Annotated in this window: 13 protein-coding genes; 8 read left to right on the top strand and 5 right to left on the bottom strand. The window is 47.5% G+C overall.

Going from position 1 to position 19,223, the window contains the following annotated elements; translation table 11 throughout:
• Nucleotides 1-37: 37 nt before the first annotated feature.
• Nucleotides 38-808 (bottom strand): ElyC/SanA/YdcF family protein, encoded by a 771-nt coding sequence (locus QQL66_RS17990; protein ID WP_284383321.1) that lies wholly within the window; start codon nucleotides 806-808, stop codon nucleotides 38-40.
• Between the two features lie 17 nt (nucleotides 809-825).
• The gene (locus tag QQL66_RS17985; RefSeq protein ID WP_284383319.1) at nucleotides 826-2,790 is read right to left on the bottom strand and encodes a sensor domain-containing protein; all 1,965 of its coding nucleotides are present in this window, start codon (nucleotides 2,788-2,790) and stop codon (nucleotides 826-828) included.
• Nucleotides 2,791-3,892: 1,102 nt separating this feature from the next.
• Here QQL66_RS17985 and QQL66_RS17980 point away from each other — a divergent pair.
• Both QQL66_RS17980 and QQL66_RS17975 read left to right on the top strand, forming a co-directional pair.
• On the top strand, nucleotides 3,893-5,812 hold the full coding sequence (locus QQL66_RS17980) for an ATP-binding cassette domain-containing protein (protein ID WP_284383317.1): 1,920 nt from the start codon (nucleotides 3,893-3,895) through the stop codon (nucleotides 5,810-5,812).
• A 147-nt stretch (nucleotides 5,813-5,959) separates the two neighbouring features.
• On the top strand, nucleotides 5,960-6,373 hold the full coding sequence (locus tag QQL66_RS17975) for a hypothetical protein (protein WP_284383315.1): 414 nt from the start codon (nucleotides 5,960-5,962) through the stop codon (nucleotides 6,371-6,373).
• Between the two features lie 49 nt (nucleotides 6,374-6,422).
• Here the strand turns inward: QQL66_RS17975 and elbB are convergent, their stop codons facing one another.
• Both elbB and QQL66_RS17965 read right to left on the bottom strand, forming a co-directional pair.
• A complete protein-coding gene (gene elbB, locus QQL66_RS17970) occupies nucleotides 6,423-7,088 on the bottom strand; it encodes an isoprenoid biosynthesis glyoxalase ElbB (RefSeq protein WP_284383314.1) in 666 nt (221 codons plus the stop codon).
• A 145-nt stretch (nucleotides 7,089-7,233) separates the two neighbouring features.
• Nucleotides 7,234-9,372 (bottom strand): dihydrolipoyl dehydrogenase family protein, encoded by a 2,139-nt coding sequence (locus QQL66_RS17965; RefSeq protein WP_284383313.1) that lies wholly within the window; start codon nucleotides 9,370-9,372, stop codon nucleotides 7,234-7,236.
• A 246-nt stretch (nucleotides 9,373-9,618) separates the two neighbouring features.
• Here QQL66_RS17965 and hemB point away from each other — a divergent pair, with 246 nt between their 5' ends.
• A complete protein-coding gene (gene hemB / locus QQL66_RS17960) occupies nucleotides 9,619-10,626 on the top strand; it encodes a porphobilinogen synthase (RefSeq protein WP_284383312.1) in 1,008 nt (335 codons plus the stop codon).
• Between the two features lie 52 nt (nucleotides 10,627-10,678).
• On the top strand, nucleotides 10,679-12,784 hold the full coding sequence (gene ppk1 / locus QQL66_RS17955) for a polyphosphate kinase 1 (protein WP_284383310.1): 2,106 nt from the start codon (nucleotides 10,679-10,681) through the stop codon (nucleotides 12,782-12,784).
• 118 nt (nucleotides 12,785-12,902) lie between these two features.
• On the opposite strand, the gene ppx is transcribed toward ppk1, so the two are convergent.
• Nucleotides 12,903-14,399, bottom strand: a complete 1,497-nt coding sequence (ppx, locus tag QQL66_RS17950; RefSeq protein WP_284383309.1) for an exopolyphosphatase — start codon at nucleotides 14,397-14,399, stop codon at nucleotides 12,903-12,905.
• A gap of 260 nt (nucleotides 14,400-14,659) precedes the next feature.
• On the opposite strand from ppx, the gene trxA reads away from it, so the two are divergent.
• The 4 genes from trxA to QQL66_RS17930 all read left to right on the top strand — a co-directional run bounded on the left by trxA (nucleotide 14,660) and on the right by QQL66_RS17930 (nucleotide 19,194).
• Nucleotides 14,660-14,986, top strand: a complete 327-nt coding sequence (gene trxA / locus QQL66_RS17945; protein ID WP_284383307.1) for a thioredoxin TrxA — start codon at nucleotides 14,660-14,662, stop codon at nucleotides 14,984-14,986.
• A gap of 265 nt (nucleotides 14,987-15,251) precedes the next feature.
• Nucleotides 15,252-16,511, top strand: a complete 1,260-nt coding sequence (rho, locus tag QQL66_RS17940; RefSeq protein ID WP_284383306.1) for a transcription termination factor Rho — start codon at nucleotides 15,252-15,254, stop codon at nucleotides 16,509-16,511.
• A gap of 178 nt (nucleotides 16,512-16,689) precedes the next feature.
• Nucleotides 16,690-18,177, top strand: a complete 1,488-nt coding sequence (gene ubiD, locus QQL66_RS17935) for a 4-hydroxy-3-polyprenylbenzoate decarboxylase (RefSeq protein ID WP_284383305.1) — start codon at nucleotides 16,690-16,692, stop codon at nucleotides 18,175-18,177.
• A gap of 6 nt (nucleotides 18,178-18,183) precedes the next feature.
• Nucleotides 18,184-19,194, top strand: coding sequence for a 2Fe-2S iron-sulfur cluster-binding protein (locus QQL66_RS17930; RefSeq protein WP_284383303.1), 1,011 nt, complete (start codon nucleotides 18,184-18,186; stop codon nucleotides 19,192-19,194).
• Nucleotides 19,195-19,223 lie beyond the last annotated feature (29 nt).

Here is a 19,223-nt window from a genome sequence, read left to right as displayed (position 1 = left end):
CGACATCAAGCAGATTGAATGACTTTAAACGGCGAGGTTACTGATCCAACCAGGCGCGTAGTTTTATCCACATCAGCCCCACCTGCTCATAGAAGTAACGCTGGGTCTTATTCAATGCCTCAATAGACGGGGTGTAATCACTGCTCTGATCATGGCCTAAGAAATACGTGGGAGCAGGAAGCGGCTTTAAACCTTCCTGATGGAAAATGGCCAATGCCCGAGGCATGTGCGAAGCCGAGGTCACTAAAATCAATTGTCCTTCCCCAACCATATCAGCCACATCAATGGCTTCCTCACGAGTATCTTTTGCTTCCGTTAACAGGTCGATACGGTCTTCATCCATACCGATGGAAGTCGCTAAGGCCTTGGCAGCTTCCGCATTGGTCAGCTTATTCACACCCATATAACCTTCATACCCGGAAAAGACCAAACGCGCTTCAGGGTAGAGTTGGGCAATGCGAACCCCTTCAATAACTCGCGCCAGAGAGGAAGAACTGAGTTGCGCTCCGGTGGCATATCGCGGACTTTCACTATGCCCACCGCCTAAGACATGAATGACAGACACATCCAGATCGTCATTGTATTGAAAGGCCCGTAATCCGTGCTCGTGAGAGCGCATCAGAGAATCGCCGATCGGATTAAAAGAAGCCGCCCAAACCAAGAATAGGGAAAGAGCCATCAAGACACCGGCCCGCTTGGTTTTACCCCACAGCAACGCCAGTAATGCCAGCAGTCCCAGAATCAGTACGATAGAAATGGGAGAGATCAAAACGATCACCAGCTTCTTGATAAAAAATACGACATCCATGACCTGATCCTTTTCGACTAGCGATGCTTTTCCAACATTTGAACAATTTCCTCGGCCTGCACCGGCTTACTGAAATAATACCCCTGAATCAGATCACAGGTCATATCATCCAACAACTTCAGCGCCTCTTCCGTTTCAACGCCTTCAGCCACTACCTGCACACCCATCACATGGGACAAATAAATAATGGTACTGACCAACGCCCGATCGGCTTTGCTCTTAAAGAGCTCGTCCACAAACCGTTTATCAATCTTCAGGCAATCAATCGGCAATGACTTCAAATAGCCCAGAGAGGAATACCCGGTGCCAAAATCATCGATGGCAATCCGTATTCCCAATCGGCGCAACCTGGCCAGTACCCGTATCGCGGATTCCACATCCTCCATCACCATGCTTTCGGTGATTTCAATTTCAAGGAATCGCGCCGGTAATTCATATTTGGCCAACAGCGCCATTAAGCTTTCCACCAAATCCGGCTGCTGAAATTGACGGGCAGACATGTTTACGGCCACCGTAAAATAGCTGGGGGCCGAAGATTCCCACGCCTTAGCCTGCTTAATCGCTTCTTCAAACACCCAGTTACTGATCGGTAAGATCAAACCATTGTCTTCAGCAGCGGGGATAAATTCATTAGGCGGCGTCACCTGACCATCAGGCAAAGTCCAGCGAATCAAGGCTTCCACCCCGACAATGCGATTTTCCTTGGTGGTTACCTTCGGCTGATAAACCAATGAAAATTGTTCTTCTTCGATGGCGGTTTTCAGCTTATTCCGCAAGGACAAACGATGAGAGGAGAGCACCGCCAGTTCTTTTGCAAAGAACTGGTAATTGTTGCGCCCCTTGGCTTTGGCGTGATACATCGCCATATCTGCATCGCGAATCAACCCTTCCGCTACATCGCCATCGTTTGGATACAAAGAAATACCGATACTGGTGGTCATGTACAAGGACTCACCACGAATCACAAAGGGACGCTCAAGTTCTTTAATGATGGCATCCGCCAAATCCGTTACCTGACGAACCGACGTTACCTCATCCATCATCACAATGAACTCATCACCCCCGTATCGAGCCAATAAATCGATGTCCCGAATACAATCCTTCAACCGCATGGCGGCATGACACAGTAACAAATCACCAAAATCGTGCCCTAAGGTATCATTTACGTACTTGAATCCATCCAAATCCATAAACAGGATCGCAATCCGATGATTATGATGTTGAGCACCTTTCAACGCCCGTTGCATTTGCTCCTGCAACAGAGCCCGATTAGGCAACCCGGTTAAATCATCGTGGTAGGCTTGGTGTCGTGCCTGTTCTTCAGACTGTTTCAAATCGGTGATGTCTCGGAGACTCCAAACCCGACCAACAATCCGATGATCCAGAAATCGGGGTTTCGAGACGCACTCAACATAGGTGCCGTTCTTAAAGTGCAGCAAGCCATGCGCTTTTTCACCCGGATTTTGATTAGTAAAACGAATCAATTCCAACAAGGTTTCGTAATTATGAACCTGGCGCTTGAGCATTTCCTTTAAGCGGCTACCAACAAATGACTGCTCCACTTCTTCGGATGAAATACCAAAAAAGTCCGCCAGCAACTTATTATGCGCCACCACTTTATGATGCTTATCAAACACCACCAAACCATCGTTAGTGGCATCCAGAGTGGTATTCAGTAAGGACAACGAATCTTCCAAACCTAACTTTACCGCCGCCAGTTGTGTAATCTGGCGCTCGTATTGTTGAGTCTGCTCTTTAATCAGGGTGACCAGTTCTTCCGGCGCCATCGAGCCATTTTCCAGCTGATCCAGATTAATCGGGGTTTGCTCCGAATGGGCAAGATGACTTTCGAGATCCTTGGAAGAGAGAGATTCCAGATGAGAAAGATACGAAGAGACCTGCTCTAATAGCGACTCCAGCTGAGAGTGATCAGACAGACTAAAATTCAGATTTTGAACAAGCTTTTTCAAATATGGATGCATACACCACTACAACATTGCTCATCAGTCACTTTATCAAGAATGCGCGACTCGTACGTTAATTCATTCAAGATTGTCAGACTTAGTCTAGCAAAATCAAGTGAATTCATAGACGTATGTTACCAGCTCGACAACTTCCCCTTCAGAATGAGATATACCCGACATTCAAGACATCAGATTACCAAACCACCCCCGTTTAGATGCAACACGTGCAGGTAACACCCCCATAAAAATAGGTCTGTGCGAGTTACCACCATCGAATTGTTACTTAATGAGACAAAGAGAATTGCAAATATTGAACAAAGGTAACGACCTAGCCTTCATCCAGTTAAAGCGCCACATCAATAATTAACCTTAACCAAATGAATTACTTACATTTAACAAAAATTGGCTCGGGATACGCACTCTAATTAGGTATCCCATCATCGGATGCCAACAGAATAAGAATAATAATGGTACCGATTTACAGGGGGTCACCAATAAGAATAATAACGACCCTCTTGCAAAAGCGGTTTACCTCTGTGAGTCAGAACCTGACTCACAGAGGGGAAAATTTTTTGATCCTCACCTTCCCTACTTCCCCTGATTTAGTCGTCTTTCTGCTTTGTATGCCGATTCTGCCTTCTAGTTGGTAGCTAAAATCACGGACATCTTCCGGTACTCAACCTCAGTGCCCTTGATATATGGATTCATCGTTACTCGTAAAATCCTATGATGAGGTTTTTGTTACCTCAAACGTTACCGCTTAACACAACAGACTTTTCAAATTATGGAACACAGGTAACAGAATCTTCGTCTATACTCCCTCCCCCTTACACTACAAAACACCTAACCAATTGATTTACTTACATTTTAAAAAAGTGGCACACAAACACGCATACTATTAGTCAAGAACAACAAGAAACGATGCAATTAAGCTTCACCAATAAAAATAAAAACAGAAGCATTAATTGACGCTCAATAATAAAAATAAAAAGCGAGCAGAAAACCTTATTGTGGGTCCATCAGGACCCTCCACCTTCTTTCTCAAGCCTTTCTAATTCCAATAACTCCTGTTACTGTTCACGCACCTTTATTAGCTTCCACAGAATAACTGCGCAACCTCATGATTCAGCTGACCAATATTTCGCTTCAACGTGGTATTAAAGTTCTTTTCGAAGACGCAAACCTCACCATCAACCCAGGTCAAAAAGTAGGACTGGTCGGTGCCAACGGTGCCGGAAAATCGAGCCTGTTTAAAATGATTTTGGGTGAGCTTCATCCCGATCAGGGTGAGTTCCAGCGACCAAATCATTGGCGGATGGCACACATGGCGCAGGAAGTATCCAATTCGGATCGCTCCGCCCTCGACTACGTACTGGATGGCGATGAAACCTTCCGGGCTGCGGAGCAAGCAATTCAGCACGCCGAAGAGAATCATTTAACCGATCAGTTAGCGCACGCGCATGCCGCCTATGAACAAGCCGATGGATACACCGCCAAAAGCCGCGCAGAGCAACTCTTGGCAGGTCTAGGGTTTAAGCAGCAAGAAATGAACGAACCGGTCAGTAGTTTTTCGGGGGGATGGCGATTACGTCTGAATCTGGCCCAAGCGCTGATGTGCCCGTCAGATTTGTTATTGCTGGATGAGCCCACCAACCACTTGGATCTTGATGCGGTATTCTGGCTGGAACAATGGCTGAAAGCCTACCCAGGCACCTTGATTCTGATTTCCCACGACCGCGATTTCCTCGACAGTCTGGTGACTCACATTGCCCACGTCGATCAACAGAAGTTAATCAGTTATAAAGGCAACTACAGCAGTTTTGAACAAGCCCGCGCCGAAAAGCTGGCTCAGCAACAAGCCTCCTTTGAGAAGCAGCAGCGCGAAATTGCCCACATGGAATCATTTATTCGCCGCTTTAAAGCGAAAGCGTCGAAAGCCAAACAAGCACAGAGCCGGGTTAAAGCTCTTGAACGCATGTCGGTTATTGCGCCTGCACATGTGGACACCCAGTTCAGTTTTGAATTTCCAAAGGCAGACAAAACCTCCTCACCCCTGCTTTCTATTGAGGATGGAGAAATTGGTTATAACACGACATTGTTAACCACCTCCTGCACCTTGTTGCCAGACATGCGAATTGGCCTGTTGGGCGCCAACGGTGCCGGTAAATCGACCTTCATCAAAACACTGGTGGGGGATTTGCCATTGCGCGCAGGTAAAGTAACGCAGGGCATGCACCTGTATGTCGGTTATTTTGCTCAACACCAGTTGGAAGCTCTCGACCTGAGCAGTACGCCATTAATCCATGTACAACGGATTTCGCCAACAGCCAGCGAACAAAGTATTCGCGACTTTCTGGGTCGCTTTGGCTTTAACGGTGAACGAGCCACCGATGTGGTCAAGCTTTTCTCCGGCGGAGAAAAAGCACGCCTTGCTCTCGCATTGATTGCCTGGCAAAAACCTAACCTGCTGATAATGGACGAACCTACCAACCATTTGGATATGGAATCCCGATTTGCACTGACCGTTGCGCTGCAAGAATTTGAAGGTGCCATCATCGTGGTTTCGCACGATCGTCACCTGCTTAAAAATACCGTCGACGAGTTCTGGTTAGTTCACGATCAGAAGATCGAGCCGTTTCAAGGTGATCTCGATGACTACCACAACTGGCTGAAAACATTAAAAAAAAGCAACACTGCCGCTCAGAATGGCGAGTCATCCCCCGAGAACACAAGCGTTAAGCCGGCTGTCGATAAGAAAGCGCAGCGTAAACGGGAAGCAGAAATCCGTAACGCACTGCAACCAATTAAGAAAAAAATTGCCCAACTTGAAAGCAGAATGGAAAAAGTTGAAGCAAGTCTCAGTTCAATAAACGATCAACTGAATGATACAGAACTTTACAATGAATCGTGTAAGACTAAGCTTACAGAGGTTCTTCAAAGGCAGTCAGAACTGAAGCAAGAGTCCGAAATGTTGGAAATGGATTGGTTGGAACTTCAGGAAGCCTTGGAACAACAAGAAACAGAATTGCGTGAATTGTAAGTAATGATTGCGAACTAACGACACAAGCACCCATTACTCCTACGCCAAACAATAATAACAACAAACTGTTTGAGGACTTAAGACTGGTTTCACCATGTGACCCATGGTGAATTTAGACTGAGATCAAACGGCAGGAAAAGTGCAAAAATGAACGCGTCATATAACCATCAAATGTATCGCCCGGTGGGTCGGTTTCCTACCCGCACTGTGCTATGGCTGTCGAACCTGGCGTTACTGGCCTTGCTGGTTATCATCCAAATCATTACCTGTGACCGCGCCTCAGCAGAGACCGATCACTACATGATTGATGACGATCATTTAGCCAGCACCTATCAATCATCTATCCTGCCGCATTCCTTTACTACTTTGTACGAAACCACCTTGCCAAATTTCTTTGGCCAGGACACAGCTTCAGACCCAAAGATTTCGATCTCTATTCAGCAACTCGATGACTCAAGAGATTCGGCGTTAATGGATGATGAAAAGCAGCAAGTCATTCGCCCGTTCAGTGGCGACCCACTGGACAGAAAAGCCCTGGTCATTGAAGTACCTTTCGAATAACCAGTCCAGAAATGGAAATGCCAGACACTTAGCCTGGCACGCCTTTCAATCAGTTGTATTTCTTAATCATCGATAGCACTTCATCCACCAGCGCGAAAATCCCTTTAGACGCATCAAAGATACCCGACGCCAACATATACGCCGGTGTCGTAACCACTTTATTCACCGCATCCACACAAATGTCATCCACAGAGCGATCCTGATGCTCACCGCCCATAGCCGTCACCGCTGACGCCACATCCGGGTCTGTACCGATCGTACAGATGGACTTTTCACCAAAAATTTGTGGCACCATCACCGGCGCAATACACATCAATCCAACGGGCTTCATTGCCTTATGGAAACTGCGAACAAAGTCGATTACATCTTGGCGAATCGACATCTCCGTACCCTTCACTGCAAAATCACACAGGTTTTTCGCCGCACCAAATCCGCCAGGCAAAATTAACCCGTCATACTCCTCAGCCTTTGCATCGGCCAAATCAATGATGTTGCCACGAGCCAGTCGCGCCGCTTCCACCAGAATATTTCGGGATTCCGGCATTTCTTCCCCGGTCATATGATTGATCACATGCATCATGGCATCGTTAGGCGCAATGCACTGATATTCCGCACCCGACTGATCTAAACGCAACAGCGTCAATACGGTTTCATAAATCTCAGAACCATCATAAACACCACACCCTGACAGTAATACCGCAATTTTTTTTGCCATGTCACTCTTCCTTTTCGTTGAACACATCGCCATAAAAAAGCACCCTCATCTGAGAGCGCTTATTCATCATTATATGAGTTAAGTAAATCACAGTTTCCCGATTTCGTCAGCGAAGGAACGGTCTAATACAGTAGATGCCTATCCGTTAGCTTCGCATCCAACGGTGAAATTTTTCTAACCACTGAAGCGCTTTGTCCGACACATGAGCGCGTTTCCATTCCCCAGCCGCATATTTATTGGCTTCGGTTAATGTCGGATAAATGTGAATCGTCCCCAAAATCTTGTTCAGCCCCAAACCATACTTCATCGCGGTCACGTATTCGGCAATCAATTCTCCTGCGTGATATCCGACAATGGTCACGCCCAGAATTTTATCTTTGCCCGGCTCAGTCAACACTTTCACAAAGCCGTGAGCTTCAGAATCCGCAATGGCTCGATCTAAGTCATCAATGCCGTACTTGGTGACCTCATAAGCAATGCCTTGCTCGGTGGCTTCTTGTTCGCTCAACCCCACCCGAGCCACTTCAGGATCGGTAAAGGTGGCCCAGGGAATCACCCGATAATCCACCTTGAACTTTTTAAAGCGACCGAACAGCGCATTAACCGAGGCATACCACGCCTGATGTGACGCCGTATGAGTGAACTGATAGGGGCCAGCCACATCACCACAGGCCAGAATGTTCGGGTACTTGGTCTGTAAGTACTCATTTACTTCCACCGTGCCTCGTTCACTCAACTCGATGCCCAATTCATCCAGCCCGAGTGACGCCGTATTAGCTTTACGCCCGACCGCCAGTAACACCGCATCAAACGGGATAACCACATCCTTGCCATCTTTACTGGCAATCAGCTGATGTTGACCAGCAACGGACTCAAAACGGACGGCAGTGTGGCCCAAGTACAATGCGATGCCTTCTTCCTGCCAGCGCTGATGAATCACCGCCGAGACATCTTCATCTTCCCTCGGCATCAAGCGCTCTGACATATCCACTTGGGATACCTGACACCCCAAACGAGAGAATGCCTGAGCTAGTTCACAACCAATAGGGCCGCCACCCAGTATCAACAAACGCTCCGGTTTTTCCCTAAGTTCCCAAATGGTATCGGAGGAATACCAGTTCACCGCATCCAACCCGGGAATAGGGGGAACAAAAGGTCGAGCACCTGAGGCAATAACGATATTCTTCGCCGTTAATATTTCACCGTTTAATTCCACAGAATACGGACTTTTCAAACGGGCCTGACCTTGCAAACAATCCACCCCCAACGATCGATAGCGTTCTACCGAGTCGTGAGGTTCGACTGTCCGAATGATCTCCTGAACTCGTTCCATCACCGCAGGAAAATCCACCTCTGCCGAACCATTCTGTAAGCCATATTTGCTGGCCTGACCGATGTAGTGATTAATCTTGGCACTGCGCAATAACGCCTTACTCGGTACGCATCCGGTATTCAAACAATCGCCGCCCATTTTATGGCGTTCAATCAAACCCACTTTGGCTTTCACCGCCGCCCCGATATAAGACGTCACCAACCCTGCAGCGCCAGCGCCAATAACAAGTAAATTAAAATCAAAGGTTTTTGGTTTTTCCCAACCTTTGTAGACCTGACGACGCTTGATTACATTCACCAAAGCCTTGGCCAACCAAGGAAAGATCCCTAACAGCACGAAGGAGCCGATTAAGCCTGGGGTAAAAATCGCCGAAGAACTGAATTCCGTCACCTGAGACAATTCGGCACCGGCATTCACATAAACGATGGTGCCTGGCAACATCCCGATTTGACTGACCAGAAAATAGGTTAACGTACGAATCGGCGTTAACCCCATCACCAGATTGATAAGGAAGAAAGGAAACACAGGAATCAGTCGCAAGGTAAAGAGATAAAACGGCCCGTCTTTCTCAATGCCTTGGTTAATACTCTTTAACTGATCACCGAACTTGTTCTGTACGGTGTCCCGCAGAATAAACCTTGCTACAAGAAACGCCAACGTCGCGCCTAAAGTACTGGCGAAGGACACTAAGATCGTTCCCCACACCACACCAAACAAGGCACCGGCCACCAAGGTCATCACCGCTGCACCGGGCAAGGAAAGCCCTGTTACAGCCACATAAATCGAAAAGAAAATAACAGTGCTTTGCCAAGGATTGGCTTCTATTGCCTGCGCCCACTGGTTACGCTGTTCCGAAAAATAATCCAGCGTCAGATAATGCCCCAGATCGAAATGCCAAAAACCGAGCACAGCTAACACCAGCAGCCCGACAAGCGAGAGACGTTTATTCATTCAATGTTTCCACCCTGATTATATTTTTATCTCTGACAGGCACGATACAGTTAAGTTCTGTTGAGGCATCTCAAGCCATATTCGTGATAAAGTTTCATAATAGTTACATAGAACCTAGTTACCCTAAACTTTCGTGCATCTTTCTGGTCTGTTGAATACGGGCTTTTTTCTACGCCTTTTCCAGAAACATCATTACGATGGTTAAGCACAACGTGGCTAGATCGCCACATACACACGGAGTTAGACATGCCTACATTAGATACTCGTCGTTTTCCTTTGATTCGTATGCGTCGCATGAGAAAGGACGACTTCTCACGTCGCTTGATGCGTGAATCGGTACTGACCACCAACGACCTGATTTATCCCGTATTCGTTTTAGAAGGCACTAACCAGCGTGAGCCGGTCGAGTCCATGCCGGGCGTAGAACGGTTATCCATCGACCTACTGGTCAAAGAAGCCAAGCTTTGGTCGTCTTTGGGCATTCCAGCAGTGGCTATTTTTCCGGTCACGCCACAAAACGCCAAATCTGAAATGGCGGAAGAAGCCTACAATCCAGACGGTTTGGCACAGCGTGCCGTAAAAGCCTTAAAAGACGCCTGCCCTGAACTGGGAGTAATGACCGACGTGGCGTTGGACCCATTCACCACGCATGGACAAGACGGCATCATTGATCAAAACGGCTATGTTCTGAATGACATCACAGTGGAAATTCTCACTAAGCAAGCCCTTTCACATGCCGCAGCTGGTGCCGACATTGTGGCCCCTTCCGACATGATGGACGGACGCATCGGTGAAATTCGATTGGCATTAGAAGCCGAAAGTTATATTAATACACGCATCATGGCTTACTCGGCAAAATACGCGTCAGCGTATTATGGCCCGTTCCGAGACGCTGTCGGCTCCGCAAGCAATCTTGCTGGCGGTAACAAGTACAGCTATCAAATGGACCCGGCCAACAGTGATGAAGCGCTGCACGAGATTGCAACCGATCTTGGCGAAGGCGCAGATATGGTAATGGTAAAACCGGGAATGCCGTATCTGGACATCGTTCGCCGAGTAAAAGACGAATTCCAGGCTCCGACCTTTGTGTACCAGGTCAGTGGCGAATACGCGATGCATGTGGCCGCTGCCCAGAATGGCTGGTTGGATCTGGATGCCGTGATGATGGAATCGCTTACCTCATTCAAACGCGCAGGCGCTGACGGCATTCTCACTTACTTTGCCGTTCGAGCAGCGAAGGCATTGAATCAGTAAGAAAGAACTCGCTCCGACCCATATGTCATAAATTGAAGGATACCAAAAGAGTATGACAACCCAGGCGACTGAAGAAACCACCGTTATCGATTTGGATAACCCTGAACTTTATATCAACCGCGAATTAAGCTTGATTAAGTTTAACGAGCGCGTCTTGGCTCAGGCGATGGATGAACGACATCCCTTGCTTCAGCGTCTGCTCTTTTTGTGTATTTTCAGCTCTAACACCGATGAGTTCTTCGAGATTCGCGTGGCCGAACTAAAACGCCAAATTGAATTCGGTCAGGCCAAGATCCTGCCTGACGGCATGATTCCGGAACAAGCGTTAGAAGCCATCAGCGAACAGTACCACCCGTTGGTAGAGCGCCAATATGAAATCCTCAACGATATTATCCTGCCGGCACTTCGTGAAGAAGGCATTCGCTTCCTCCGTCGGGAAGAATGGACAGAACAACAGGAAGAGTGGATCAACAATTTCTTCAATGAAAGCGTAATGCCAGTGATGAGCCCGGTCGGACTGGACCCGTCTCACCCATTCCCGCGTTTGGTCAACAAGACACTGAACTTTATTGTGGAATTGGACGGGAAAGACGCCTTTGGCCGTGAAACCGGCTTGGCCATTCTGCCTGCGCCTCGCTCTTTGCCTCGCGTTGTTCGTTTACCGGATGAAATCTGTGACAACGACGGCGACAACCTGGTCTTCTTATCGTCTATCATTCACGCTCATGCCGGAGACCTGTTCCCCGGTATGACCATCGATGGCTGTTATCAATTCCGACTCACCCGAAACGCCGACTTGGAAATTGATGAAACCGAAGAAGATTTAGCCAACGCATTGCGAAGCGAATTGCTTTCTCGTCGCTATGGCGATGCGGTGCGCTTGGAAGTAGCCAATAACTGCCCGGATGAACTGGTTGAAGAGCTGCTGAAACGCTTCAATCTTAGTGAAGACGACCTCTACCGCGTCGATGGCCCCGTCAATCTGGCGAGACTGATGCAAACGCTAAGTCTGGTAAAACGCCCGGACTTGCAATACGACGTCTTTACTCCGGGTCTTTCGAAAGCACTGAAGCTCTCGGCCAAGAACAACATCTTTGATGAAATTCGAAAAAGCGATCGATTGCTTCACCACCCGTTTGAATCCTTTACGCCCGTCGTTAACCTATTAATGGCAGCGGCGAAAGACCCCAACGTGATTGCGATTAAACAAACGCTGTATCGAACCGGTGAAGATTCAGACATCGTCAACGCTCTATGTGAAGCAGCCCGTAACGGCAAAGAAGTAACGGCTGTGATCGAACTACGCGCTCGTTTTGATGAAGAAGACAACATCAATCTCGCTAGCCGACTTCAAGAATCCGGAGCACTGGTCACCTACGGTGTCGTCGGCCACAAAACTCACGCCAAGATGATGCTGATTCTCCGTCGGGAGAATCAACAACTGAAACGCTATGCTCACTTGGGTACGGGTAACTATCACGCAGGAACCGCCAAACTCTACACAGATTATGGCTACCTGACTGCGAACGATGAGATCACCTACGATACGCACCGCATTTTCCAACAGCTGACCGGGATGGGCAAAATTCAAAAAACCCAAAAGCTGATGCACGCACCGTTTACCTTGCACAAAGGGTTGATTGATCTGATCAACAAAGAAGCTGCCCACGCAAAAGAAGGCTTACCGGCCAAAATCATTATTAAATGTAATGGACTGACCGAACCCAAGATCATTAAAGCCTTATATAAAGCGTCCCAGGCCGGCGTTTCCATCGACCTGATCATTCGCAGCATGTGTTCTTTGCGCCCGGGGATTCCGGGAGTGTCTGAAAATATCCGAGTACGCTCCATTGTCGGTCGCTTTCTGGAGCACACCCGCATTTTCTATTTTGAAAACAATGGCTCACCGAAACTCTTCGGTGCCAGTGCCGACTGGATGGAACGAAACCTCATCAACCGCGTGGAGACTTGCTTCCCTATTGAGCCGAGTAAATTGAAGAAGCGCATGATTGAAGAACTCAATCTCTACCTGCAAGACAATTGTCAGAGCTGGGAATTGCAGACCGACGACACCTACGTGCTCAACCAGCCCGAAGAAGGTGAAGAGGCGATCTCCGCTCAGAGCAGTTTATTGGAACGTCTGGCGTTACGAGCTTAATGGCTTAGTTGCTATTTAGTGGTTATAAAGAACGCCATTCAGGACGAATAAAAAGCACATAAAAAAAGCCACCTCACGAGGTGGCTTTTTGATAGCGACATACGAAAGAGATATTCAACTAGTCCAAAAAGATCGTGCCTTCAAAGCCAATCTTAGGCCACAAAGTCATCTCTTCTCGCAACATATCTAGCCCCAGCGAATATTCAGTTGGCCAATCATCATTAAAGGACAGCTGCACAACACCTTTCACTAACTCCGCCTGGACCTTCGGCGGCTGCGTCATAAATCTCGGCGCACACAAGGTCACCGCCAATCGCAACAAGATCACCAGACGTTTTAATTCTTTGGCCCGACTGGGTTCAATGTTGTCCAACACCAGCAGTGAAATCTTACGACGATGCAAACGCACCAGAATCGCCAACTCTTCCTGCTCGCCTTTGGTGAAACCGGCCAAATCCGACTGACCGATTAAATACGCACCGTGCTTATGGAATTGGCTGTGAGCAATAACGCGCCCCACTTCATGAAGACAAGCCGCCCAACTCAGCAACTCCCGGTCTTGAGGTTTAAGAGACCACTCAGCTTGCAACTGATCAAACAAGGTCACCGCCGTTTGTTCGCAAACAGCCGCATGTTCTTTGACCACATGGAAACGCTCCATCAACGCCAATACCGTCCGCTCTCGAACGTCTTCGTGACTCAAGCGCCCAAGTACGTCATAGAGCACACCTTCTCTGAGTGCACCGTCTGAATATTCCATACGCTCAATCCCCAAAGCATCAAACACCGCCAATAAAATTGCCACTCCGGAAGGAAAAACACTCTTACGCTCGACCTTAAGCCCTTCGATATCCAGTTCATCCACATGGTTATAGGACAGAATCAGGCTACGCAACTTATCCAGAGACTCTCGGGTAATGCCACCTTCTGTCCAGCCACGCGCTACTACCACTCGTTCGATATTACGAATGGTGCCTGAAGAACCGATAGCATCCTGCCAACCTTGCGCAAGATATTGATCCCGAATGCTTTGCAGCTCCATGCGGGCAACCAGCACCGCCTGATCAAAGTTCTTACGCTTGATTTTGCCATCCGCAAAAAATCGTGTTCGATAGGAAACACAGCCCATGTGAAGGCTTTCCATTTCGATCGGCTCGAAACGTTCTCCAATAATGAACTCGGTACTGCCTCCGCCGATATCAACCACCAATTTGGCACCGGCATCATCCGATAAGGTGTGAGACACCCCCAGATAAATCAAGCGTGCTTCCTCCCGACCAGCAATAACTTCGACCGGTGCATAAAGTACTTCACGCGCACGCTTTATAAAAGCGCCGCTGTTTTTAGCCACCCTAAGGGCATTGGTACCGACAATACGAATTCGATCCTGGGGAACATTTTTAAGACGTTCAGTAAATCGGCTGAGACAAGACAAGCCTCTATCAATGGCTTCTTCGCTAAGACATTTATCTTTACCGATTCCTGCAGCCAACTGTACTTTTTCGCCTAATTTTTCAACAACGCGTATTTCACCCTGCTCTTCACGGGCAACCACCAAGTGAAAACTATTAGACCCCAAATCAATTGCTGCTAAAGCGTCAGTATCGATCGTCATATCTTCTCTTTCATCATTAAAAGACTTGTAATTCCTCTCTGCGCCCATATAGTACAGAGAATCTAGTAACGTATTTTCGGGCCTAATCATGCCACTTTTTATGTCATTTCGCAGCCGCCCGACGAATCATTTCTTTGAGATAGCGCATTGAACTAAACACTAGCAGCTTTCTCAAATTGATAAATACTGACCGAATTCGAGCAACGATTTTTAATACTCAAACATTATTAAATACTCAATAAACTATTAGGATAAACATCATGAGCGACACAATTGTGAACGTAACCGATGCAACTTTTGAAGAAGAAGTGCTAAAAAGCGATCTTCCTGTGATTGTTGATTACTGGGCACCTTGGTGCGGTCCTTGTAAAATGATTGCGCCAATCCTTGAAGAAATTGCTAACGATTACGACGGTCAAATCAAAATCTGTAAGCTGAACATCGATGAAAACGAAGCAACACCACCTAAGTTCAATATCCGTGGTATTCCTACGTTGATGATCTTCAAGAATGGCAGCGTTGAAGCGACTAAAGTTGGTGCTTTGTCGAAGTCTCAGCTAACTGCATTCATTGACAGCACGGTGTAATTGCCTGGTCTAAGACACCTGCGTCATACGTGAGCCAGCCCCAGTAGAACCTGGCTCACCCTGCCAAGTAAAAGCACACACAGCCCCAACCCCCGAAGTTTTTGTACAAAATTTGGTAAATTTTTCTGGACGACCGCCGATTATCCTTCTATATTGGTCTTCAGTTGGTCCGAGGTTCCTCCCGTAACCTCATTTCAAAATAACAACACCTGAAACCTACCAAATTTAATCTCATTCATTTAAGTAAACTACTCACAGGAAATACATGAATCTTACAGATCTCAAGCAAAAGAGCATGCCTGAGCTCTTAGAAATTGCTGCTGAAATGGGTCTCGACAATCTAGCTAGATCCCGCAAGCAAGACGTTATCTTCGCGATCCTGAAAAGACACGCAAAAAGCGGTGAAGACATCTATGGCGATGGCGTACTAGAAATCCTTCAAGATGGCTTTGGCTTCCTTAGATCCTCTGGTAGTTCTTACTTAGCTGGCCCGGATGACATTTACGTTTCTCCAAGCCAGATCCGAAGATTTAATTTGCGTAAAGGCGACACTATTTCTGGGAAAATTCGACCACCAAAAGACGGTGAACGTTATTTTGCAATGCTCAAGGTTGATAAAATCAACTACGACAAACCAGAAAGCGCCAAGAACAAAATTCTTTTCGAAAACCTCACTCCTTTATTCCCTGATGAACGATTGAAACTTGAAGCTGGTAACGGTTCAACCGAAGATCTGTCTGCTCGTATCATCGATCTGACATCTCCAATTGGTAAAGGTCAGCGTGGTTTGATTGTTTCACCGCCGAAAGCCGGTAAAACAGTGATGCTTCAGAACATCGCACAATCCATCACTCGTAACAATCCTGAATGTCATCTGATTGTTCTTTTGATTGATGAGCGCCCTGAGGAAGTAACCGAAATGCAACGCACCGTTCGCGGTGAAGTAGTTGCAAGTACCTTCGATGAGCCACCTGCACGTCACGTTCAAGTAGCTGAAATGGTACTGGAAAAAGCCAAGCGTTTGGTTGAGCACAAACAAGACGTAGTGATCCTACTGGACTCTATTACCCGTCTGGCTCGTGCCTATAACACCATTGTACCGTCGTCAGGCAAGGTTCTGACTGGTGGTGTTGACGCCCATGCTTTGGAACGTCCAAAACGTTTCTTCGGTGCAGCACGTAACGTAGAAGAAGGCGGCAGTTTGACCATTATCGCAACCGCGCTTGTTGATACTGGTTCGAAGATGGACGAAGTAATCTTCGAAGAGTTTAAAGGTACGGGTAACATGGAAACGCACCTGGATCGTAAAATCGCTGAAAAACGCGTATTCCCTGCGATCAATGTTCGTAAATCCGGTACTCGTCGTGAAGACATTCTGACAACCGAAGATGAACTGCAACGCATGTGGATTCTTCGTAAGTTGCTTCACGAGATGGAAGACATCGCGGCCAGTGAATTCCTATTGGATAAGCTGAAAGGCTTTAAGACCAATGAAGAATTCTTCATGTCGATGAAAGGCCGTTAATCAACGCCCTTCCATGAAAAGGCTGCCAAACGGCGGCCTTTTTTGTGTCCACACGTTTATCCATCTCGCCTCAAGACCCTCAGATCTAAGTCCGATCAAATCACTAAGCCTTTCTTTCATAAACGGAATCCGCGATAATTCGGCGCTACCTGTTAATGGATGAGCGAGCCGCCCTCACATGAAATACAACGATTTACGAGAGTTCATCGATGCTCTGGAAAAGAATGGCGATCTGGTGCGAGTCAAAGCCGAAGTTGATCCCCATCTGGAGATGACCGAAATTTGTGACCGGACTCTCCGGGCTGGCGGCCCTGCAATTCTGTTTGAAAATCCGAAAGGCTATGACATGCCCGTACTCGCTAACCTCTTTGGTACGCCTCAGCGGGTTGCTCAAGGCATGGGCCAAAATGATGTGAAAGCATTACGTGAGATTGGCGAGCTTCTCGCCTTTCTAAAAGAACCTGAACCACCAAAAGGGCTGAAAGACGCTTGGTCAAAACTGCCTCTGTTTAAGCAAGTCCTGAAAATGGGGCCGAAAGTGGTCACCAAAGCGGCTTGCCAAGAGGTGGTTTTAGAGGGCAATCAGGTCGACCTCACCAGAATTCCGATTCAAACCTGCTGGCCAGGTGATGCAGCCCCCTTAGTGACCTGGCCACTGGTCATTACCCGAGGTCCACACAAAGAGCGCCAAAATCTGGGGATCTACCGTCAACAACTGATCGGCAAGAACAAACTGATCATGCGCTGGTTATCCCATCGCGGTGGCGCACTGGACTTTAGAGAGTGGCAACAAGCTCATCCTGGTGAACCGTTTCCGGTGTCGGTTGCCCTAGGCGCTGATCCAGCCACCATTTTAGGCGCAGTAACTCCGGTCCCTGATACCCTATCAGAATACGCCTTTGCCGGTCTGCTACGCGGCAGTAAAACCGAACTGGTGAAAAGTATAGGTAATGACCTACAAGTGCCTGCCAGTGCTGAAATTGTGCTCGAAGGCTTTATTTATCCGGATGAAATGGCCGATGAAGGCCCTTACGGCGATCACACCGGTTATTACAACGAAGTTGATCAGTTCCCGGTATTTACCGTAGAACGTATCACCCATCGTAAGAAACCTATCTATCACAGCACCTACACCGGTCGTCCACCCGATGAACCTGCGGTATTGGGTGTGGCACTCAACGAAGTATTTGTACCGATCTTCCAGAAACAGTTTCCTGAAGTGGTGGATTTTTACCTGCCACCCGAAGGCTGCTCATATCGACTGGCAGTAGTGACCATGAAGAAACAATATCCGGGTCACGCAAAGCGGGTAATGATGGGCGTCTGGTCATTCTTACGCCAATTCATGTACACCAAGTTTGTGATTGTCTGTGATGATGACGTCAACGCACGCGACTGGAACGATGTCATCTGGGCAATGACCACACGTATGGACCCTGCCCGAGACACGGTGATGATCGAAAACACCCCGATTGATTATCTGGACTTTGCCTCACCCGTCTCAGGCTTAGGCTCAAAAATTGGCTTCGATGCGACCAATAAATGGCAGGGTGAAACGGATCGGGAATGGGGTCGTCCCATCGAAAAAGATCCTAATGTCACTGCACGCATCGATGACATCTGGGACAGCCTGGGTATTGAATTACCGGACAGTAAGCCCTTCTAGCCATCCATGTCCAAGAATACCTTCACAATTACCACAACCAGTGGCCACAGATTCAATTGTGGCCCGGATGAAACCGTGTTGGACGCTGCTTTGGCCCAACATTGCTTCATCCCCAAAGCCTGTACTAATGGTGTGTGTGAAGTGTGCTACGGTGATTTGATAGAAGGCCGGGTGTGTTTAAAAAACGGACAGACAGTTTCCGCGCCCCCAACACGCCATAACCTTTTATACTGTATAGCAAAGCCATTAACTGATTTAACCATTGGCATTAAGGCCTTCAGAGGCCCTGGAGAATTTAAATTGCAAACAATCGCTTGCCAAATCGAACAAGTTACGCAACTCAACGATGATGTCTATAAAGTGATGCTGAAAGCGCCTGCTGGAAAATCTCCGGAGTTTCATGCCGGCCAATATCTGGAATTACTGCCTGAAGATGGCAATAGCTACCCATTTACCATTGCTTGTGCCCCGCAAGGTCGGGATATAGAACTTCATATTCAGGCACATTCCGACAATAACAGTGCGCTCTACATCCTGACGCAGTTGCAATCTTTACCGACCATGCGCGTTAAATTACCGATGGGAAATTGCTATCTCCCGATTGAACGTCATACCTTGAAGAAGGACGTGTTATTGATTGCGGCAGGTACCGGCTTTGCCCAAATGAAAAGTTTAGTCGAAGCTCTCGCCCAAGAAGACGATCGACCTAACCTACACTTGTTCTGGGTAGGAAAACTGCCGTCAGATTTGTACGCTACTGAGCTGGCTCAACAGTGGCAGGATCAAGGACTCATTCATTATTACCCGATAGTTAGAGACACCAACCAAGGCTGGGATGGTTACAGCGGGTTGATCGAAGACCTGATTTTGGAACGATTCCAGAATCTTAAAGATTGCTCAGCCTTCTTTTGTGGCTCACCAAATTTTGTTTATGGCATTCTGGATGCGTTAACACAAGATGGCTTGAATGAAAGTGATTGTTACTCCGATGTCTTTGATTACGCCCCTCGTTCTTAGCATTTAATTGCTTATCCGGCCGCAAATTT

This window comes from Litoribrevibacter albus (assembly GCF_030159995.1).
In the GTDB taxonomy this organism is placed as follows: domain Bacteria; phylum Pseudomonadota; class Gammaproteobacteria; order Pseudomonadales; family Litoribrevibacteraceae; genus Litoribrevibacter; species Litoribrevibacter albus.
This window is presented reverse-complemented; position numbering and strand designations above follow the sequence as displayed.

Coding starts and splice junctions, on each gene's coding strand:
- QQL66_RS17990 (WP_284383321.1), bottom strand. CDS start 808: ATGGATGTCGTATTTTTTATCAAGAAGCTGGTGATCGTTTTGATCTCT.
- ppx (WP_284383309.1), bottom strand. CDS start 14,399: ATGACGATCGATACTGACGCTTTAGCAGCAATTGATTTGGGGTCTAAT.
- elbB (WP_284383314.1), bottom strand. CDS start 7,088: ATGGCAAAAAAAATTGCGGTATTACTGTCAGGGTGTGGTGTTTATGAT.
- ubiD (WP_284383305.1), top strand. CDS start 16,690: ATGAAATACAACGATTTACGAGAGTTCATCGATGCTCTGGAAAAGAAT.
- hemB (WP_284383312.1), top strand. CDS start 9,619: ATGCCTACATTAGATACTCGTCGTTTTCCTTTGATTCGTATGCGTCGC.
- trxA (WP_284383307.1), top strand. CDS start 14,660: ATGAGCGACACAATTGTGAACGTAACCGATGCAACTTTTGAAGAAGAA.
- ppk1 (WP_284383310.1), top strand. CDS start 10,679: ATGACAACCCAGGCGACTGAAGAAACCACCGTTATCGATTTGGATAAC.
- QQL66_RS17985 (WP_284383319.1), bottom strand. CDS start 2,790: ATGCATCCATATTTGAAAAAGCTTGTTCAAAATCTGAATTTTAGTCTG.
- rho (WP_284383306.1), top strand. CDS start 15,252: ATGAATCTTACAGATCTCAAGCAAAAGAGCATGCCTGAGCTCTTAGAA.
- QQL66_RS17980 (WP_284383317.1), top strand. CDS start 3,893: ATGATTCAGCTGACCAATATTTCGCTTCAACGTGGTATTAAAGTTCTT.
- QQL66_RS17965 (WP_284383313.1), bottom strand. CDS start 9,372: ATGAATAAACGTCTCTCGCTTGTCGGGCTGCTGGTGTTAGCTGTGCTC.
- QQL66_RS17975 (WP_284383315.1), top strand. CDS start 5,960: ATGAACGCGTCATATAACCATCAAATGTATCGCCCGGTGGGTCGGTTT.
- QQL66_RS17930 (WP_284383303.1), top strand. CDS start 18,184: ATGTCCAAGAATACCTTCACAATTACCACAACCAGTGGCCACAGATTC.